The organism is Marinobacter sp., from assembly GCF_044799475.1.
In the GTDB taxonomy this organism is placed as follows: Bacteria; Pseudomonadota; Gammaproteobacteria; order Pseudomonadales; family Oleiphilaceae; genus Marinobacter.
This window is the reverse complement of the sequence record NZ_CP085217.1, coordinates 3,019,285-3,036,825: the sequence shown is the minus strand read 5'-3', so window position 1 is coordinate 3,036,825 and position 17,541 is coordinate 3,019,285. Positions and strand designations below refer to the sequence as shown.

Annotated in this window: 16 protein-coding genes; 14 read left to right on the top strand and 2 right to left on the bottom strand. The window is 57.0% G+C overall.

Annotated elements, in window-relative coordinates:
• The first annotated feature begins 41 nt into the window (after positions 1-41).
• The 6 genes from LG327_RS14020 to LG327_RS13995 all read left to right on the top strand — a co-directional run bounded on the left by LG327_RS14020 (position 42) and on the right by LG327_RS13995 (position 4,892).
• Entirely contained in the window at positions 42-776 is a 735-nt protein-coding gene (locus LG327_RS14020; protein WP_404362768.1) for a HupE/UreJ family protein, read from the top strand.
• 15 nt (positions 777-791) lie between these two features.
• Positions 792-1,400, top strand: coding sequence for a hypothetical protein (locus LG327_RS14015; protein ID WP_404362766.1), 609 nt, complete (start codon positions 792-794; stop codon positions 1,398-1,400).
• Positions 1,401-1,628: 228 nt separating this feature from the next.
• Positions 1,629-1,982 carry a hypothetical protein gene (locus LG327_RS14010; protein WP_404362765.1) on the top strand — a complete coding sequence of 118 codons (354 nt, stop codon included), beginning with the start codon at positions 1,629-1,631 and terminating at the stop codon, positions 1,980-1,982.
• Between the two features lie 11 nt (positions 1,983-1,993).
• Positions 1,994-3,346, top strand: coding sequence for an APC family permease (locus LG327_RS14005; RefSeq protein ID WP_404362763.1), 1,353 nt, complete (start codon positions 1,994-1,996; stop codon positions 3,344-3,346).
• A gap of 30 nt (positions 3,347-3,376) precedes the next feature.
• Positions 3,377-3,604 (top strand): hypothetical protein, encoded by a 228-nt coding sequence (locus tag LG327_RS14000; protein WP_404362761.1) that lies wholly within the window; start codon positions 3,377-3,379, stop codon positions 3,602-3,604.
• 43 nt (positions 3,605-3,647) lie between these two features.
• The gene (locus tag LG327_RS13995) at positions 3,648-4,892 is read left to right on the top strand and encodes a permease (RefSeq protein WP_404362759.1); all 1,245 of its coding nucleotides are present in this window, start codon (positions 3,648-3,650) and stop codon (positions 4,890-4,892) included.
• Positions 4,893-4,945: 53 nt separating this feature from the next.
• On the opposite strand, the gene LG327_RS13990 is transcribed toward LG327_RS13995, so the two are convergent.
• Positions 4,946-5,137 (bottom strand): hypothetical protein, encoded by a 192-nt coding sequence (locus LG327_RS13990; RefSeq protein ID WP_404362757.1) that lies wholly within the window; start codon positions 5,135-5,137, stop codon positions 4,946-4,948.
• Positions 5,138-5,325: 188 nt separating this feature from the next.
• The gene (locus LG327_RS13985) at positions 5,326-5,724 is read right to left on the bottom strand and encodes a hypothetical protein (RefSeq protein ID WP_404362755.1); all 399 of its coding nucleotides are present in this window, start codon (positions 5,722-5,724) and stop codon (positions 5,326-5,328) included.
• Positions 5,725-5,956: 232 nt separating this feature from the next.
• On the opposite strand from LG327_RS13985, the gene LG327_RS13980 reads away from it, so the two are divergent.
• The 8 genes from LG327_RS13980 (at position 5,957) to LG327_RS13945 (ending at position 17,517) form a co-directional block, all read left to right on the top strand.
• The gene (locus LG327_RS13980) at positions 5,957-7,027 is read left to right on the top strand and encodes a YncE family protein (protein ID WP_404362753.1); all 1,071 of its coding nucleotides are present in this window, start codon (positions 5,957-5,959) and stop codon (positions 7,025-7,027) included.
• Between the two features lie 54 nt (positions 7,028-7,081).
• Entirely contained in the window at positions 7,082-7,828 is a 747-nt protein-coding gene (locus LG327_RS13975; RefSeq protein WP_404362751.1) for an outer membrane lipoprotein-sorting protein, read from the top strand.
• A gap of 9 nt (positions 7,829-7,837) precedes the next feature.
• Entirely contained in the window at positions 7,838-8,524 is a 687-nt protein-coding gene (locus LG327_RS13970; protein ID WP_404362749.1) for an ABC transporter ATP-binding protein, read from the top strand.
• Positions 8,521-11,034 carry an FtsX-like permease family protein gene (locus tag LG327_RS13965; protein WP_404362747.1) on the top strand — a complete coding sequence of 838 codons (2,514 nt, stop codon included), beginning with the start codon at positions 8,521-8,523 and terminating at the stop codon, positions 11,032-11,034. The genes LG327_RS13970 and LG327_RS13965 overlap by 4 nt, the downstream gene beginning before the upstream one ends.
• Positions 11,027-12,160, top strand: a complete 1,134-nt coding sequence (locus LG327_RS13960) for a hypothetical protein (RefSeq protein ID WP_404362745.1) — start codon at positions 11,027-11,029, stop codon at positions 12,158-12,160. The genes LG327_RS13965 and LG327_RS13960 overlap by 8 nt, the downstream gene beginning before the upstream one ends.
• Positions 12,161-12,728: 568 nt before the next feature.
• Positions 12,729-14,798, top strand: coding sequence for a heavy metal translocating P-type ATPase (locus tag LG327_RS13955; protein ID WP_404362743.1), 2,070 nt, complete (start codon positions 12,729-12,731; stop codon positions 14,796-14,798).
• 48 nt (positions 14,799-14,846) lie between these two features.
• Complete coding sequence (locus tag LG327_RS13950) at positions 14,847-16,652, top strand: copper resistance system multicopper oxidase (RefSeq protein WP_404362741.1); 1,806 nt, start codon at positions 14,847-14,849, stop codon at positions 16,650-16,652.
• Positions 16,645-17,517: a copper resistance protein B gene (locus tag LG327_RS13945; RefSeq protein WP_404362739.1), complete on the top strand. Its 873-nt coding sequence runs from the start codon at positions 16,645-16,647 to the stop codon at positions 17,515-17,517. Before LG327_RS13950 ends, LG327_RS13945 begins: the two co-directional genes overlap by 8 nt.
• Positions 17,518-17,541: the final 24 nt, after the last annotated feature.

The window sequence follows — 17,541 nt, the reverse complement described above, 5'->3', positions numbered from 1 at the left end:
GCTGCACTGCAGCTTTTTAAACCAAAACTGTTGGATTCATTATGTTGTCAACTTTGCCTGACGGTCATTGGCGCGGGCGCACAGTCGCCAGCGGACACCGTCTGTTCTGGATTTTTCTGACGCTCGCACTGCTCGGGATGAGCGCCGATGTGCTGGCCCACGCCGTCGCCCAGGGTGACAAGGGATATATTCAGGAAATCACCGGCGTAAACCTCATTTCGTTCGTGTATCTGGGGGCCAAGCATATGGTCACCGGCTATGACCATCTCCTGTTCCTGCTGGGGGTGGTCTTCTTCCTTTACCGCATGCAGCACATCGCGATCTACGTGAGCCTGTTCGCGCTGGGCCATTCCACCACCATGCTGCTGGGCGTGTATTTCAATATCGGCATCAACAGCTACATCATCGACGCTATCATTGGTCTTTCGGTGGTCTACAAGGCACTGGACAACCTGGGGGCGTATCAGCGCTGGTTTGGCTTCCAACCCAACACCAGGGCTGCCACATTAATCTTCGGCTTCTTCCACGGCTTTGGCCTGTCTTCGAAAATCATCGAGTACGACATCTCCCCTGATGGTTTGATACCGAATCTGCTCGCATTCAACGTGGGTGTGGAAATCGGACAGCTCATTGCGCTGGCCATGATCCTGATTGTAATGAGCTTCTGGCGTAAGACCGACGGCTTTTTCCGCCATGCCTACACCGCCAATGTTGCCATGATGGGGGCAGGCTTTCTGCTCATCGGTTATCAGCTCACCGGCTACTTTATCGCTTAGTTCTGGAGATTTTTGATGTACAACAACGATATGCCCTCACGTAACGAGCTGCCCAGCTCCGCAAAGCTGGTCCGCTCTACTATCATCGCAGCCACGGTTGCACTCGTGCTCCTGGTAACCGTGGTCATGCCCGCCGAGTATGCATTGGATCCCACAGGCGCAGGCCGTGTGCTTGGCCTGATGGAAATGGGTGAAATCAAGGAACAGCTGAAGGAAGAAGCCGTGGCCGATGACGCCGCACAAATGGTAACCGTGCAGCCCTCCAGCGAGGAAACCGCTCCAGAGCCCGCCGCGCCTGCTCCGGAACCCCACTGGCAGGACGAAGTGCGAGTCGTCCTTACCCCGGGTGAAGGTACCGAATACAAACTCACCATGAAAGAAGGCGCCGTTGCTCGCTATTCCTGGGTGTCCGAGGGCGGCCCCATCAACTACGACACCCACGGTGACGGCAGTGGCCAGTCCATCTCCTACGAGAAAGGCCGGGGCGTTCCGGACGATGAAGGCGACTTGAAAGCGGCATTCACCGGCAATCACGGCTGGTTTTTCCGCAATCGTAATGATAATGACATCACTTTGGTGCTTCGCACCGATGGTGACTATGGTGAGCTGAAGAAGGCCATGTGATCGATGAAGCCTGAATAGTCAGGATCCGACCTCTCTCCAGGCGATAGGCCTGGTTGAGATGATCCACAGGTTCCCGTTCCCCGGCTGGCTTTACAGTTTTCGGTAACGTCTACACATTGATATTTGATATGGGTCAAACCTGCCGCAGTGCCTCAATTATTTTCAGGCGCAGTTCAGGTTGGAATGGTGTGATAGAGATAAAGCAACAGGGCTGAGAGGTGCAACACCATGATCAAGGCTCATAAAGCGACAAATCAGGAACAGTTTCTGCTGCGTCGGAAACTGACGATTCAGGGCCTGGGTGAGACCCAGTGGCACGATTTCATCGATGAGCTTAATCATCATCCCTGCGTCGATTCTGCTGAGCGCAAGCCTAATGGCGACCTGTGGGTCACATACGATGGCACTCACTGGTCCATTGACCAGTTGCTGGAAATGATTGACTCCCTGGGAGGCCGGTTAAAGGACGGCTGGTGGATCCGGCGCAAACTGGGGTGGTATCGATTTACGGACGACAATGTCCGTGCCAATGCGAAACATGAACCGTTTTGCTGTTCAAAAATCCCTCCCATGAAAAAATGAAAGGAGCTTCAATGAGTGGGGAGCAGGACAGAACAACACGCTACAGGGAAGGGAGTCTGACCTTACCCGGGACTGTCATGCTGGGAACCGGCGTCATGATCGGCGCCGGTATCTTTGCGCTTACCGGGCAAATGGCGCAGATGACCGGCGCTCTTTTCCCTCTGGCCTTTGTTGCTGCAGCTGTAATCGTGAGTTTCAGTGCTTACTCCTATATCAAGATCTCCGATGCTTACCCCTCCGCCGGTGGCATAGGTATGTATCTGCACAAGGCTTACGGAAACCGGCTACCTACAGCGTTTAACGCGCTGCTGATGTACTTTTCGATGGTGATCGCACAGAGCTTTCTCGCTCGCACGTTCGGGGCCTACACCATGCAGCTTTTTGGGGGCGACGAAAGCGGCCGCATGGTTCCCATTCTGGGGGTGTCACTCATCCTGCTGGCTTTCATAATCAACCTGTTGAGTAACCGAATGATTCAGGGTGTGGCCTCTGTGCTGGGCATTCTGAAAATCGGGGGCATCCTGATCTTCGGACTGGTAGGGGTCTGGCTTGCCGACAGCCTTTCGATAGACTTTTCGGAAACAGGAGAAACCGGGAGTGTGGGTAATTTCCTTGGCGCAACCGCCCTCGGCATACTGGCGTTCAAGGGCTTCACAACGATCACCAACAGCGGCTCCGAGATAAAAGACCCCCATCGTAACGTGGGTCGTGCCATCGTGATTTCCATCGCCGCCTGTGTGGTGATCTATACCCTGGTCGGGTTTGCCGTTGCCAGCAATCTTTCACTTCCGGAAATTATCGAGACACGGAACTACTCACTGGCGGCCGCTGCACGGCCCGCCCTGGGTGATTATGGTGTCTGGTTTACTGTGGGCATTGCCATGATGGCGACTGCCGGGGGTATTCTGGCTAGCATATTTGCCGTCTCCCGCATGTTGGCCATGCTGACGGAAATGAAACTGGTTCCCCACAGACACTTCAGGATGCCAGGCAGTATCCAGAAACATACGCTGGTCTACACTGTGGTTCTGGGCCTGGCTTTGACTGCATTCTTTGATCTGTCGCGGATTGCAGCCCTGGGCATCGTGTTTTACCTGATCATGGACATCGCCATCCATTGGGGTGTTCTTCGCTATCTCCGGGAGGACGTGAAGGCCAAAGCCTGGGTGCCGGCCACGGCCATTCTGCTGGATTTGCTGGCGCTCGGGGGCTTTGTCTGGGTCAAGCTGAATTCCGACCCCTTTGTCATCGGTGTGGCCATCGTCACGATGCTCGTCATTGCAGTTGCCGAACAGGTTTTCCTGAAGACCTCTGTAGCATTGCGGGAGCCAGATGTTGAGAAACCTGAAGCTCACCACCATTGATATTCTGAAATCCACACGGAGGGTAACACCATGATGGGAGATCAAATGTTCGGCCAACCCATGGGGGGAGGGCACTGGCTATGGATGCTGGTCATTGCCATCCTGGCGGTCATTCCAGCCTGGCGAATTTGCCAGCGCACCGGATACCCGGGCTGGTTGGGGCTACTGATACTGATTCCCCTGGTCAATCTGGGTTTGCTCTATTTTATTGCGTTTTCGGATTGGCCGGTGGAAAAAACCAGGAGCCAGAATGGCTGAGCGGCAGGCATAACCCTGTTTAAGGGAAACAAAAGGAGCGTGTATGGAGTCTGTTGACCCTACCTTCTGGCAGCTTTATGGCGAGGCGGCCAAGACCGCTTTGGGCTTTTTCTGGAAAGCCGGCTGGGCTTTTGTATTGGGTTACGCGATATCCTCGATGATTCAGGTGTTCGTGCCAAAACATCGGCTGGTACGTCACATGGGTGAGTTTTCCCTGCGGAGTACCGGCCTGGCAACTGCGTTCGGCACTATTTCCTCCAGCTGTTCCTTCGCCGCATTGGCGGCGGCGCGGGCCCTCTTTGCCAAGGGCGCCCACTTTATCCTTGCAGTGGCCTTTATGTTTGCCTCCACCAATCTGGTGATCGAGCTGGGCATCCTGATCCTGATTTTTCTCGGCTGGCAGTTTCTGGTGGCTGAAATTATTGGCGGCCTGATACTCATTCTGATCAGTTCCATGCTCATTCGGGCCACCTACCCCGATCGCTGGATCAAGCAGGCCCGTGACCGGGCAGAAGGCGATACGCCCGAAGAAGAAGATTTTTCGCCGCTTGACCGTATGCGCAGCGTCAAAGGCTGGCAGATGGTGGGCCATCAGTTTGTCATGGAGTGGCAGATGGTGTGGAAAGAGATCCTGATCGGCTTCACCGTCGCCGGTTTCATGAAGGTCTTTGTACCGGAGGCGTTCTGGAAAGCACTTTTCCTCCACGGCTATCAGGATAGGCTCCCGGAAATTCTGATCGTTCTGGAAAATGCCATCGTTGGCCCCTTTGTTGCGGCGCTGACCTTCATAGGTTCCATGGGCAATATCCCTCTTGCAACCGTATTGGCGGGATCGGGAGTAACTTTTGCCGGCGTGATGGCCTTCATCTATTCGGATCTGATGGTTCCGCCGCTCGTGCGGGTCAATGCCAAATACTACGGTTGGCGGGTTGCCCTGTACATTGCCGGGATCATGCTGGTTTCAATTGTCGCCACCGCGTTGATCCTGCATTTTGGGTTCGCTGCCCTTGGCCTGACACCTGATGCAGTGACGAGCACAGTGATGCACGAACAATTTGCCCTGGACTACACATTCTTTCTGAACATTGTTTTCCTTGCTTTGACTGGCGGTATGATCTTTCTGCATCGTCGGCACCAGGCTGAGGGAAAACACGGCCACCACCACGACCATGATCACGGTGGCGGGCTCTCTTTTCAGGACTGGGTAGCCATCATTTTTATTACCGGACTGATCCTGGGGGTGATCGCTTTCGGTATAACCGGTGGGGTAAGAGCCGGGGCCCAGTAAAGGGGCTCTGAACCTTATTGATACCAGGGCAGTCCTCCCTGGTCATACCTGCTTCATACCTGAAAGATGGGGGCAAATCCGCCTCCCGGCGTGCGAAAGTTGGTGGTCTGCCCTTTGTAGATGCGGGCAGCGGTAAGCAGTGTTTTGCCACCGTAGGTGTACAGGCGAATATCGACCTTTCCGGTGGTTACCGTGTCATCAATTCTGAGGCCTCGCTCCCCCCGGGGGAACGAGGTCCTGCGCAATGTAATCGCCCTCGAGAATGTTTTCAAAAACGCGGCAGGTCAGTTTGCGTCGAGATACGCACGTCTTAACGTTGCATGATGCGGGGCCTCCAGCGCGAAATCCACCAGCCTGTTGTACACCATGTCAATGCGTTGTCCTCCAGCCGTAAGCTCGCCATTGGCGTATGTGAGCTCGCCAGGGTCAAGGATCAGCGGTTGATCTCGATCAGCTGCGGACCTTCGGGCCCCAGGTGAAAGTCATAGCCCATAAATGCTCCGAGAGGGCCGGGGTCAAACTGTGCAGTGTCTGGGGCCCACGAGAGGGCTTCTGTCAGGTAAGAAGGCATCTTGCTCGCTGACTCAATCGCCTGGACAGTTCTCTCCATCGTCATAATGTCAGTTATGGGGACGAAAACGGCTGTATCAGAGAAGAAGTGGTCGAGTTCCGGGAGTGCTGTGGTCGGGAAACCGATGCCGGTGCCCGAAAATTGGTCGCGGAGGTTTGAGTTGAGGGCGTCCTGATCAAGGGTAATGCAGTAACAATGGCGATTGAGTCGAGCTGCATCGGTATTGGCTGTTTGCTGGGTATTTCTGGTTTCATTGTGCATTCGGGCATCACCACCAGGCGTTTAGCTGAAACTAAGTTTCGGTCTGATAGCCGGGCTTCTGTTAGTCAGATTGATCCACATCAAATAGATAAATCTTTGGTGATGGTTTTCAGTTCTGTTTCAGCCTGGCGTGTTCAACTCAGATTGAAGCATTTTTATGTTGGCAAGCGTGTAAACGTCGCTTATCCGACGATAAATAACCATTCCGCCGTTCCGAACACAAGGTGAGCTTATGAAATGCCAGTTACGCAAGCAGTGGTTTGCAGGTCTTACCGCCGCGCTCTTGATGAGCCTACCACTGGCAGTGTCGGCGGGAAGTAGCCGCGCCTTTATTCCCATGGGGACGACAGATTCCATAGGTGTTATGGATCTGGAAAGCCGTCGTCTGACGTCGACGATTTCCGGCACAATTAACACCCATGGTTCCGCACTGACTCCGGATGGTCGCTACCTTATTGTGGGCAGTTTGACGGCCCATGACAATCAGGAACCGCCCGTTCGTCCAGAGGGTGTCACGGAAGACGAGCATGCTGCCCACCATGGGGCACAGGGCGGCGCGGTTCCGAAACAGGCGGGTACGGGGCGTATCTACGTGGTGGATACCAGTACCAACGAAATTGACAGCGTGTTTGAAGTGCCGGGGCCTGTGCATCACGTTCTGGTAACACGGGATGGCCGTTACGCGGTCTCCACACATCCGATGGATGGCGGTATCAGTGTTGTGGATCTGGATTCCGGAGAAGTCGTTGAAGTCATCGCGACTGGCCCTTCTCCCAACTACATAGCGACGACGGGCGACGGCCAGACATTGTTCGTCAGCAATACCGGTAATGGCACCGTTAGCGAGGTGGATACGCGGAACTGGTTTGTTAAGCGAAATGTACGCATAGGCGGGGCACCCGAGCATATGGCGCTCGCCCCCGACGAGGATCATCTTTACATCAATGACGCTGCCGCCGGTGAAGCGGTTGCTCTCATGTTGTCTGAAGGTGCTGTCACGGCACGTTACGAAATCGGGGAGGCGCCTCATGGTCTGGGCCTGAGTGCCGATGGGCAGGTTCTTTTTGCGACCAGTCAGGGCGATGAAAGACTCGTTCGCATAGAGCTCCAGCCTAATTCCCGAACAAGTGTGCAACTGACACCGGCTCCCTACCACGTGGCAGTTTCTCCTGTGGATGGCCAGATTCTGGTAACCAGTCGCGGGGAGGCAAAGCTCTGGATACTGGACCCGGTTTCTCTTGCTACGGTAGATGAGATTCCACTGGACGGGATAGGTCATCAGATATCGATTGAGACCCAGTGACGTTACGGGAAACGCGACGCCAGGCCCGAAGATTACTGAGTAAGGACTTGGACGATGAGATTCTGGATAAGCGCTCTTCTTGTTTTTGCCATATCCGGTCGTCTTTTCGCGGCTACTCCCTCGGCTGTTTCTTTGATCGAAGATATGGAGCAGACCCTTTGGTCAGACAGCAGTCACGGTCGCTCCACCATGCGAATAGAGAGTGAATACTGGACCCGGGAGCTACAGCTCGAAGCCTGGATGGATCGGCCGGACCACACCCTGATCCGGATTCACTCGCCGAAAAAAGAGGCTGGCGTTGGCTCGCTGAGAATCGGTGATGCCATGTGGAATTACCTTCCCAAGGTTGATCGCACCATCAAGATTCCCCCGTCGATGATGCTGCAGCCATGGATGGGTTCCAACTTCAGCAACGATGATCTGGTCAAGGAAAGCTCCTTTGTCGACGACTACACCCATGAGGTTGCCGGGGTAGATGATTCTGGCGAGGTGCCGGTGTACCGGGTCATCTCAACGCCACGGCCCGATGCACCGGTGGTCTGGAGCCAGCTTGAATTTGAGATTCGCGCGGACGGTATTCCCGTGTCGGTGGCCTACTACGGGGAGCGGGATCAGGTCGTCAAACGGTTGACCTATGACCAGATCAAAACCATGGACGGGCGCCGGATCCCTACCCGCTGGACGATGGTTGACGCGGATAATCCCGAGTCCCGCACGGTCATCCTGATTGAATCCATTGAATTCGACATTCCTGTAGACGAAGCGCTTTTCTCATTGCGTCGCCTGCGCAACCCGGAATGAGGCTCCGCTATGAGCATCGTCAATGTCCAGCATGTGTCACGGATTTATCAGCAGGACTCAATCGCCGTCAAGGCGCTGAACGATGTATCCGTGGCGATCGAGCCCGGTGAGTTCACAACGCTGGTGGGGCCGTCGGGTTCGGGCAAGACCACCCTATTAAACCAGATCGGGGCCCTGGACGAACCGGATGCGGGGCGCATCCAGGTGGCGGGTGAGGAAATTACCGGGCTCAGCCGCAAGAAGCGCACCATGCTGCGATTATGGAAAATCGGCTTTGTGTTTCAGGAATACAACCTGATCGGCGTCTTGTCGGCTCAGGAGAATGTGGAGTACGTGCTGATGCTTCGCGGCGTTCCGTTTCGGGAGCGACGGGCAGAGGCGCGGCGTATTCTCGCGGAGGTCGGGCTGCAGGGGATGGAACAGCGTCTGCCTCACGAACTCTCCGGCGGCCAGCAACAACGGGTTGCGGTGGCCAGGGCCATCGTCAGCAAACCCGCCATTGTCCTGGCCGATGAGCCAACCGCCAATCTCGACTCCGCCACCGGTGCGGCCCTGCTGGACCTGATGCGGGGGCTGAATGCGGAGCACGGTATTACCTTTGTGTTTTCCACTCACGATCCGATGGTGATGGAGCGCGCCCGGCGGGTAATCCATCTCCGGGATGGTGGCGTTGAGCGTGAGGAGCGACGATCGTGATCGCATGGCTGCGCCTGGCGTTTGGCAACCTTCGGGTCAATCGTCGGCGTACCGGCATTACGCTGTTGTCGGTGGCCGTCGGTGTGGGTGGGCTGGTGTTTCTCTGGGCTTTTATCGATGGCATCAATGCCCAGATGATCAACAACATGACCGGTTATGTGACCGGCGACCTGAAAGTGCACCAGCGCGGATTTCACGACGACCGGGAAATGAATATTGCCGTTGCCGAGCGCTGGAACCTTGCTGAGGAAATGTCCTCCGTAACCGGTGTCGCGGCGACCACTCCCAGGGTGACGGGCAATGCGCTGGCCAGCCATGCCGACGAGTCACGGGCCTTGCAGGTAATGGGGGTCGACAGCACAACAGAGCCGCAGGTCACCCGGCTTGATCGGTCGATCATCCGCGGCCGCTATCTGGAGGGGGGCAATGAGATCGTTATGGGCGTGGACGCCGCCAGTGCCCTGAGTACCTCCCCGGGAGACGAGCTGGTGTTGGTGGTCCAGGCAGCGGACGGCTCCATTGGCGCAGACCGGTTCGAGGTGGTGGGTGTTTTCGAAACCGGCATCAAACGTATTGATGGCTTTGTAGCCCAGATGCCCCTGGCATCCGCCCAGACACTGTATGCCTTCCAGGGTCGGTTTACCGAGATTGCTGCCCGCGTAGAGCATTCAGGCCAGCTCGAGGCGGTGGTTGGAAGCCTGCGGAATCAGCTGCAGGACCACAGCGTGGAGGTTCTTGGCTGGCCGGCGCTGATGCCATCGCTGGTGCAAATGGTCACGTTTCATGACGCCGTCGCCTACATCGTCATCTTCGTGGTGTTTGTGGTGGTGGCGGCCGGCATCGTCAATACCATTCTGATGTCGGTGCTGGAGCGCGGCCGGGAATTCGGCGTAATGATGGCTCTGGGTACGCCCAGCAGCCGCATTGTCTGGCTGGTGCTTCTGGAAACAGCGATTCTGGCCGGCCTGGGCTACCTGTTGGGGCTGGTGCTGGGGCTGTCACTGACCGGCTACTTCGGTACCCAGGGGCTGGACTTCAGTGCCTATATCAAGGCCATGGATACCATGCCGGGGCTGAGCAGCATCGTCTATCCCACCATCGAAATCTCACGCCTGGTGGTGATCGGTGTCGTAGTGGTAACGGTAGCACTGCTGGCAGCGCTCCTTCCCGCCTGGAAAGCCAGCCGCAACAGCCCGCTGGAGGCGATGGGCGCACGTCGCAATGTGACCAATCGTATCCGCCGAATTCACTGGCAGGTGACGTCTGATCATCGGCTGCTGATTTTTGCGCAAATGGCATTACGTTCGGTATTCCGCAATCCAAAGCGATCAGTGATTACCGCATCTGCCACCGCGTTCGGGCTGGCCGCCTATCTGTTCCTGTACGCCTTTGCCGATGGGTTCTTCGAGCAGATGATCCACAACTCGACCCAGCAGCTTAGCGGACATGTGCAGGTGATGGAGCAGGGGCACGATGTCGATCTGTCGCCGGCCCTGCGCATTTCCGACGCTCAGGCGCTGGGTCAGCGCTTGCAGGAGCGGCCAGAAGTCGAAGCCGCCGCACCCCGGGTGGTGGTCAGAGCCATGGTGGCAAACCCGGGCAAAAGCCTGCCGGTAGAACTGGTGGGTATCGCACCGGAGCGGGAGAGGGCTGTTACGGAGCTTTCCAGGTACATGAAGCAGGGCACGTACGTTCAGTCAGGGGAGAAGGGGATTGTGATCGGCCAAAAACTTGCCGACGAGTTGAATGCTCGCCTGGGGGATAAGCTGGTCATCACGGTTCAGCAGGCTGGTGGAGATCTTGCCTCCAGCGCCCAGGCCATTCGTGGTATCTACCGCACCGGCAGTGACCTGTTCGACACAGAGTATGCATTCATCGATATCAATGCTGCCCGCAGCCTGGGAGGCCTGCAGGATGACGAAGTCTCGCGGATTGTGCTGAGACTGTCGGATCGCTCAGACAGTGCGGCCCTGGCGAATACCCTGAACGAATCGTCGCCTCTGACCAACCACGGGCTGGTGGCCCAGGACTGGGAAACCTTGCTCCCTGTGGTTGTACAGATGGTAGAGATGAGCAAGGTGGATTTCTATCTCATACTGTCGGTGGTCTTTGTGGTGGTCGCCATTGGCGTCATGAACACCATGGTGATGTCGGTGATGGAGCGCACCCGGGAACTGGGCGTCATGCTGGCATTGGGCACGAAAGGGGGACAGCTGCAACTGACGATTCTGTTTGAGGCATTCTTTCTTGCGGTACTGGGTATGGTGGCAGGAACAGTAGTTGGCAGCCTGCTCGCCTACTGGCTTGGCCAGACCGGCATTGATCTTTCCTCGATCAGCGGCGCGCTGGAGGCCATCCCGGGCATTACCGACCGGATCTATCCGGTGTTGATTTTCGATCATGTCTGGTTGCCCAGCCTGTTGTTATTCCTGTGCTCGGTGCTGGTGGCGCTGTATCCGGCGTGGCGGGCCTCACGACTGGATCCGGTGGAGGCCATTCGGCATGGTTAGTCGCGCTTCATTGGTGTTGGTGTCCATAGCCGGACTGATGCTGGCTTCAAACGCGAACGCGGAATTCAGCCATGCGGGCTCACTCAAGAATCTTAGCGTTGGCTCACGCTCGCTGGTTGACGACGATCGTTACTTCTCGAACCTTACCCGCCTGCGTCTGGAGCCCCGCTATCGATATGAAGACTGGGTTCTGGATGCTGCCTACGACCTGGAGCTGGTGACAGGCAGTTTTCTGGACAGCCCGGAATTCGCCCTGCTCAGAGATGTTCCCGACCCACGCTACTGGGATCTTCAGGGCGACGTGTATGAGTCAGGGGATGTGTTGGCGCGTCATCAACTCTACCGTGGCACGATACAGTGGCGCTCGCCAGCCGGGGATTTCCGTTTTGGGCGCCAACAGGTGAACTGGTCCACCGCCCTGATCTGGAACCCCATGGACATCCTCAATCCTGTAAGCCCCCTTCAACTGGAGCCCGATGAACGCATAGGCGTAGACGCGCTGTTGTGGGACAGCTCCTGGGGGGCGACTGGTCGAGTCAGCGCAGTTCATGCACCGCAACACAGTGACAAAGATGCCAGCACGGCGGCGAGGGCCAAGCGTTTTGTTGCCGGGGTCGATGCAGGCGTGATGGTAGGTGAGTTCGCCGGCGCTACCAAAGCGGCTGTGAGCGGCAGTGGCTCGGTGGCTGGCACCGGTTGGCGTACCGAAATCGTCTGGAGTGAGCCAGATACCGGGGACAGCTACTGGCAGGGGGTGGCAGATGTGAACTGGGCATTTCGCAACGGTTTCAACCTGGCACTGGAGTATTTCTACAACGGTCAGCCCGCCCCACCGGGAAACCTGGACCTCTTGAGGCTGGTTTCCACACAACCACTGTATACCGGGCGACATTATGGCGGGCTGCTGGCATGGCAGGATATCAATCCGTTCTGGCAGTATCGGGTGGTGGCTATTCGCAATGCGGATGATGCCAGCTGGGTGCTTTACCCGCGGTCCACATGGACACTTCCACTTAAACGGGAAATCTACCTGACTGCAGGAGCCCAGTGGTTCGGAGGTGACGACGACAGCGAATACGGGAGTTTAGAGCCGCTAGGGCTGATCGAGGTGCAGTGGTTTTTCTGATCGGTCGGGCTCTTTCCCGTGATCGTTTTGGTCTACACCTGGCTTGCCAGGCGCGAGGAGAAGCAGATGATCAGGCGGTTCGGCGATGCCTATCGAGCCTATGAACGGCGACTGCCCATGTTCATCCCGCGCTGGGGCCAATGGCGGCGACTTGCGAACGCTTCACAGGCCCGAAATCGATAACCGGGATTTCAGCTAATGCTGGGGATTGTCTTTTCACGACTGGGTGGTACGCATTTTATCATCGCTCTGGTCCTCGGCTGACTGCCTTGGCTGCGACCAGTGGAATTGGCGCTGGAGCGTAATAATATATGCTTCTTTTCTCCCCGAGCTGTCCCGCTATTGACTTGAGACAAAGTTAACCATGTATGTTTAATGCTGGTAATTGAGTCACTGAGGTTAAATGAGTAGGCTGAAAATTCAAGGTTCATCACAGGGAAATGGCGGAGCCGGGCCAGGCAAAGATGCGCGCCGAGGAAACAGGAGATTTTTTCGAATTCCGGAACCCCATTGGCTGACCCTCGATAGCGCCTGCTTTTCTCGTAACACAAAAGAAAAGGAGATTTGAATGGACTCTTCCGGGAACGAGCATAAGGGCGCTGACAGTCAGGAAGAAGGGGTGCGCGACACAAAGAGCCATGAGCATGACAAAGGGCATGAGCATGGAGATCACGACAAACATGCCGGTCATAGTGTGGCCATGTTTCGAAGCAAATTCTGGGTCTGCCTGATTCTGACTCTCCCTATCCTTTTCTTCAGCGAGAGAATCCAGAGCTGGTTTGGCTATTCAGCGCCTGATTTTACCGGTTCATGGCTGATAGCGCCGGTTCTCGGCACCGTCGTGTTTGTGTACGGCGGAATGGTTTTTCTCAAAAGCGCATGGCATGAATTTCAGGGCCGCGAGCCGGGCATGATGACGCTGATCTCTCTGGCGATCACAGTCGCCTTTGTGTTCAGTCTGGCCGTGACTCTGGGGTTTCCTGGTAAAGACCTGTGGTGGGAGCTGGCCACGCTTGTCACCATCATGCTGCTCGGCCACTGGATCGAGATGCGTTCTGTGAGCCAGGCCCAGGGCGCCCTGAAAGAATTGGCCAAGCTGATACCCGACACTGCTTTGCGGCTGGTGGATGGGAAAACGGAGGAAGTACCGGCCGACCAGCTCAGGGAAGGGGATCTCATCCTGGTAAAGCCGGGCGCGAGCGCACCTGTGGATGGCGTGGTAAAAGAAGGCCAGAGTTCCATGGACGAGTCCATGATTACGGGCGAATCCAGGCCGGTTGAAAAACGGGAAGGCGATGAGGTAGTCGGTGGTACCGTAAATGGCGAGGGCTCCCTGCGAGTTGAAGTGACCAAAGCCGGCGACGAGATGGCGCTTGCGGGCATCATGCGAATGGTGGAAGAAGCTCAGAGTTCCCGCTCACGTTCCCAGGCCCTGGCTGACCGTGCCGCTTTCTGGTTGACGATAGCGGCAGTGAGCGCGGGCGTGTTGACCTTTGCGGCCTGGCTGTTTGCCGGCGCCACCTGGGATTTCACCATCAGCCGGGTGGTGACCGTTCTGGTCATTGCCTGCCCCCACGCGCTTGGCCTGGCGGTGCCTCTGGTCACCGCAATTTCCACCACACTCGGCGCCAATAATGGCCTGCTGGTCCGGGACCGTCGCGGCCTTGAGCAGGCGCGCAATCTTCATACCGTGGTATTCGACAAGACCGGCACCTTGACCCTGGGCGAGCACCGGGTCATCGACACGGTTGCGGCAGAAGGAGAGGACCCTGATGAAGTCCTGAAGCTGGCTGCCGCGGTGGAGCAGGATTCAGAACATCCCATTGGCAAGGCGCTGTACATGAGCGCCGAAGAGCGAGAGCTTGAGATTCCCGAGGCCCGACATTTCAAGGCAAAGGCGGGAGAGGGAGTTGAGGCTGAGGTCGATTCCCGGAAGCTTCAGGTAGGGGGCCCCGCCTTGCTGGAGCAACTTGGTGTTGATGTCGCCGAGTCGCTTCAGAAGGCAGCTGAGGATTTTGGCAAGGAAGGGCAGGCTGCAATTTACCTGATCGAAGACAGGAAGGTGCTCGCGGTCTTCGCCATTGCTGATGCGATTAAAGATGAATCTTACGATGCAATCCGTGAGTTGCACGATCAAGGTATTGAGGTCGCCATGCTTACCGGAGACTCGACGGCCGTTGCCAACTCAGTTGCCCGTGAGCTGGGTATCGATACGGTATTTGCCGAGGTCCTGCCGGATCAAAAAGCGGACAAGATCAGGCAGCTGCAAAAAGAGGGCAAAATCGTTGCTATGGTCGGCGACGGTGTCAATGACGCTCCGGCATTGGCCACTGCGGATGTGGGCATCGCCATAGGTGCAGGAACAGATGTGGCGGTGGAGGCCGGCGATGTGGTTCTTGTGCGGTCCGATCCAAGAGACGTTGCAAGGATCGTTGGCCTGAGTCGCGCCAGCCACACAAAAATGGTGCAGAACCTGTGGTGGGCGGCGGGTTATAACATTGTTGCCATTCCGCTTGCGGCAGGCGTCCTTTTCTGGATGGGCATCCTTCTCTCGCCTGCGGTCGGTGCGATTTTGATGTCTGCCAGCACAGTCATTGTGGCGATTAACGCGCAACTTCTGCGCCGGGCGAAGATTTGATCAGACCCGCTGGCAGCAACACTCAGCCCTGCCTCCAGGAGGTTTTCAATGACCGAGCATAATTTTGACAAGGAAAGAAGGCGACTGCTCCAGGCGCTGGTCAGCATCGGTCTGGTCGCGGGTCTGGACACGTTATTGCCAACCTACGCACGCGCCGGCAATGCCGGAGCCATATCCCCGGCCGCGGGGCGCGTCCCGGGAGGGCCAGCGCGGGACGTGGTGATGGATCTACACATCCGGCGCCAGGCCATTGATATCGCCGGTGGCCGTGCATCGGCCATCACCGTCAATAACTCACTTCCCGGGCCGCTTGTGGAACTCTGGGAAGGGAGAAATGCGCTGTTACGCGTGCATAACCACCTGGACGAGTCGACTTCAGTTCACTGGCACGGCATTTTGCTGCCATTCACGATGGATGGGGTTCCCGGCGTCGCCTACCCCGGCATCGACCCGGGCGAGACCTTCGAAGCGCATTTTCCGGTGCGCCAGTACGGCACCTACTGGTATCACAGCCATACCGGTATACAGGAGCAGCTCGGGCAGTATGGCCCGCTTGTCATCCATCCACAGAGCCGCGAGGACCACATCCCTGCCGACCGGCAGTATGTGCTTGTGCTCAGCGACTGGACCTTCGAAGACCCGCACCATGTGCTGGCCCGGCTCAAGAAAATGAGCGATTACTACAACTTCAGCAAACGCACCGTCGAGGACCTTGCCGAAGATATTTCCCAGGCGGGGTTGCAGGCAACTGTTCGCGACAGGCTGGCATGGGGATCTATGCGCATGTCGCCACGTGATATCGCCGATGTCACCGGCTACACCTATACCTACCTGATGAATGGTATGCATCCGGAGGGTAACTGGACCGGGCTGTTCAGGCCCGGCGAACGGGTGCACCTGAGGGTGATTAATGCCTCAGCCATGAGCTACTTCAATGTACGCATTCCAGGCCTCTCCATGAGTGTAGTAGCCTCCGATGGCCAGAATGTGGAGCCGGTCGAGACGGATGAGTTTCAGATCGGTGTTGCGGAACGCTTCGATGTCGTTGTAGAACCACGGGAAGACCGGGCCTACACCATCATGGCCGAATCCATGGATCGTAGCGGCTATGCTCGAGGCACCCTGGCGCCGCGAGCTGGCATGAGCGCGGCAGTCCCATCCCTGAGAGATCAGCCTAATCGCACCATGATCGACATGGGCATGGCCATGGATAACATGAATGCCATGAAGCAGGACGGTCACGCCACATCAGGTAAGAGCGAGGACGATAGCCTCGCTCTTATGGAGCCTGCGGGCCCGATTATCGCCCACCATGGGCCGGACCAGCACGGTCCCGGCAACGTCACTGTGGCCAATGTGCAGCGCAATCGCCTGGCCGAGCGCGGCACCGGTCTGAAGGACGCTCCGCACCGGGTTCTTACATACAGCCAGCTGCGCAATACCAGGCGCATGGCGGACCGGCGCGAGCCTGGCTATACCGTCGAGATCCACCTGACCGGCAATATGGAGCGGTACATGTGGTCTTTTGATGGCGAGAAGTACACCAACGCCGACAGCCCCATTGACTTCCCCTACAGGGAGCGCGTTCGGCTGGTTCTGGTCAACGACACCATGATGGAGCACCCCATTCATCTGCATGGGATGTTCATGGAGTTGGAGAATGACCAGGGAGAGTATTTGCCCTTCAAGGACACCATCAGCGTGTTACCAGGCTCGCGGGTCTCACTCCTGATCACTGCCAACGAGCCCGGCCGCTGGGCCTTTCATTGCCACTTCCTCTACCATATGGACATGGGCATGTTTCGGGTGGTTCGCATCATCCCAACCGACAGCGAAGGAGCGCGTGATGCCTGAAACAATGTTTAAATACGCCGTTGCTGTTGCGCTGCTGAGCTTCATATCGGGCACCATCGGAGCTATGCCAGACGACAGCGGGCCAGCCGGCACTTCTGAACAGGAGGCCGGGGAAAAGGCCGACACCTTACCCGGCAGGATTATGGATCCGACCATCGTCCTGCCGCCGGGCGATCGAACTGCGTACAGCGGTGCACCGGCCGACTGGGAGAACTTCATCCCGGACTCAGAGGTTTACACTTTTACCATTTTCGATCGGCTTGAGTATGGTACGAGCGGCGAGGGTGAATCTTATCTGTGGGATATCCAGGGCTGGATCGGCGGTGATTACAACAAGTTCTGGTGGAAAACAGAAGGTGAGGGCCCAACTTCCGGCGATCCGGAAAAAGCGGAGTTCCAGGCCCTGTACAATCGTACGATCGCACCCTTCTGGGGCGTGCAGGTGGGTCTTCGTCATGACACCAGACCCGGCCCCGGTCCCGATAGAACCTACGCCGTTTTTGGGCTGCAGGGGCTCGCCCCCTACTGGTTTGAAACGGATACCTCCCTGTACGTCAGCGAAGAAACCGACCTGAGTTTCCGTGGCGAGGTCGAGTACGACTTTCTGCTGACCCAGCGTCTCATTCTTCAGCCACGGCTTGGGTTTAACCTCAGCGCCAGCGACACTCCCGAGTTGGGGCTGGCAAGCGGACTCAACAACACCGAGGCCGGACTAAGGTTGCGCTATGAGATCGTTCGGCAGTTCGCGCCGTACATCGGCGTGCGATGGAATCAGCTTTATGGCGATACCCGTGACCTCGCAGAAGACGCTGACGAGCCAACTTCGGAAACGTCGCTCGTGGCTGGTTTCCGGATCTGGTTCTGATTGGGCAACCGGGGAAACATGTTA

Excerpts from the sequence above, each read along its gene's own strand:
- LG327_RS14015 (WP_404362766.1), top strand. The coding sequence starts at position 792 with ATGTACAACAACGATATGCCCTCACGTAACGAGCTGCCCAGCTCCGCA.
- LG327_RS14010 (WP_404362765.1), top strand. The coding sequence starts at position 1,629 with ATGATCAAGGCTCATAAAGCGACAAATCAGGAACAGTTTCTGCTGCGT.
- LG327_RS13950 (WP_404362741.1), top strand. The coding sequence starts at position 14,847 with ATGACCGAGCATAATTTTGACAAGGAAAGAAGGCGACTGCTCCAGGCG.
- LG327_RS13985 (WP_404362755.1), bottom strand. The coding sequence starts at position 5,724 with ATGCACAATGAAACCAGAAATACCCAGCAAACAGCCAATACCGATGCA.
- LG327_RS13980 (WP_404362753.1), top strand. The coding sequence starts at position 5,957 with ATGAAATGCCAGTTACGCAAGCAGTGGTTTGCAGGTCTTACCGCCGCG.
- LG327_RS13970 (WP_404362749.1), top strand. The coding sequence starts at position 7,838 with ATGAGCATCGTCAATGTCCAGCATGTGTCACGGATTTATCAGCAGGAC.
- LG327_RS13960 (WP_404362745.1), top strand. The coding sequence starts at position 11,027 with ATGGTTAGTCGCGCTTCATTGGTGTTGGTGTCCATAGCCGGACTGATG.
- LG327_RS14005 (WP_404362763.1), top strand. The coding sequence starts at position 1,994 with ATGAGTGGGGAGCAGGACAGAACAACACGCTACAGGGAAGGGAGTCTG.
- LG327_RS13975 (WP_404362751.1), top strand. The coding sequence starts at position 7,082 with ATGAGATTCTGGATAAGCGCTCTTCTTGTTTTTGCCATATCCGGTCGT.
- LG327_RS14000 (WP_404362761.1), top strand. The coding sequence starts at position 3,377 with ATGATGGGAGATCAAATGTTCGGCCAACCCATGGGGGGAGGGCACTGG.
- LG327_RS13995 (WP_404362759.1), top strand. The coding sequence starts at position 3,648 with ATGGAGTCTGTTGACCCTACCTTCTGGCAGCTTTATGGCGAGGCGGCC.
- LG327_RS13955 (WP_404362743.1), top strand. The coding sequence starts at position 12,729 with ATGGACTCTTCCGGGAACGAGCATAAGGGCGCTGACAGTCAGGAAGAA.
- LG327_RS13945 (WP_404362739.1), top strand. The coding sequence starts at position 16,645 with ATGCCTGAAACAATGTTTAAATACGCCGTTGCTGTTGCGCTGCTGAGC.
- LG327_RS14020 (WP_404362768.1), top strand. The coding sequence starts at position 42 with ATGTTGTCAACTTTGCCTGACGGTCATTGGCGCGGGCGCACAGTCGCC.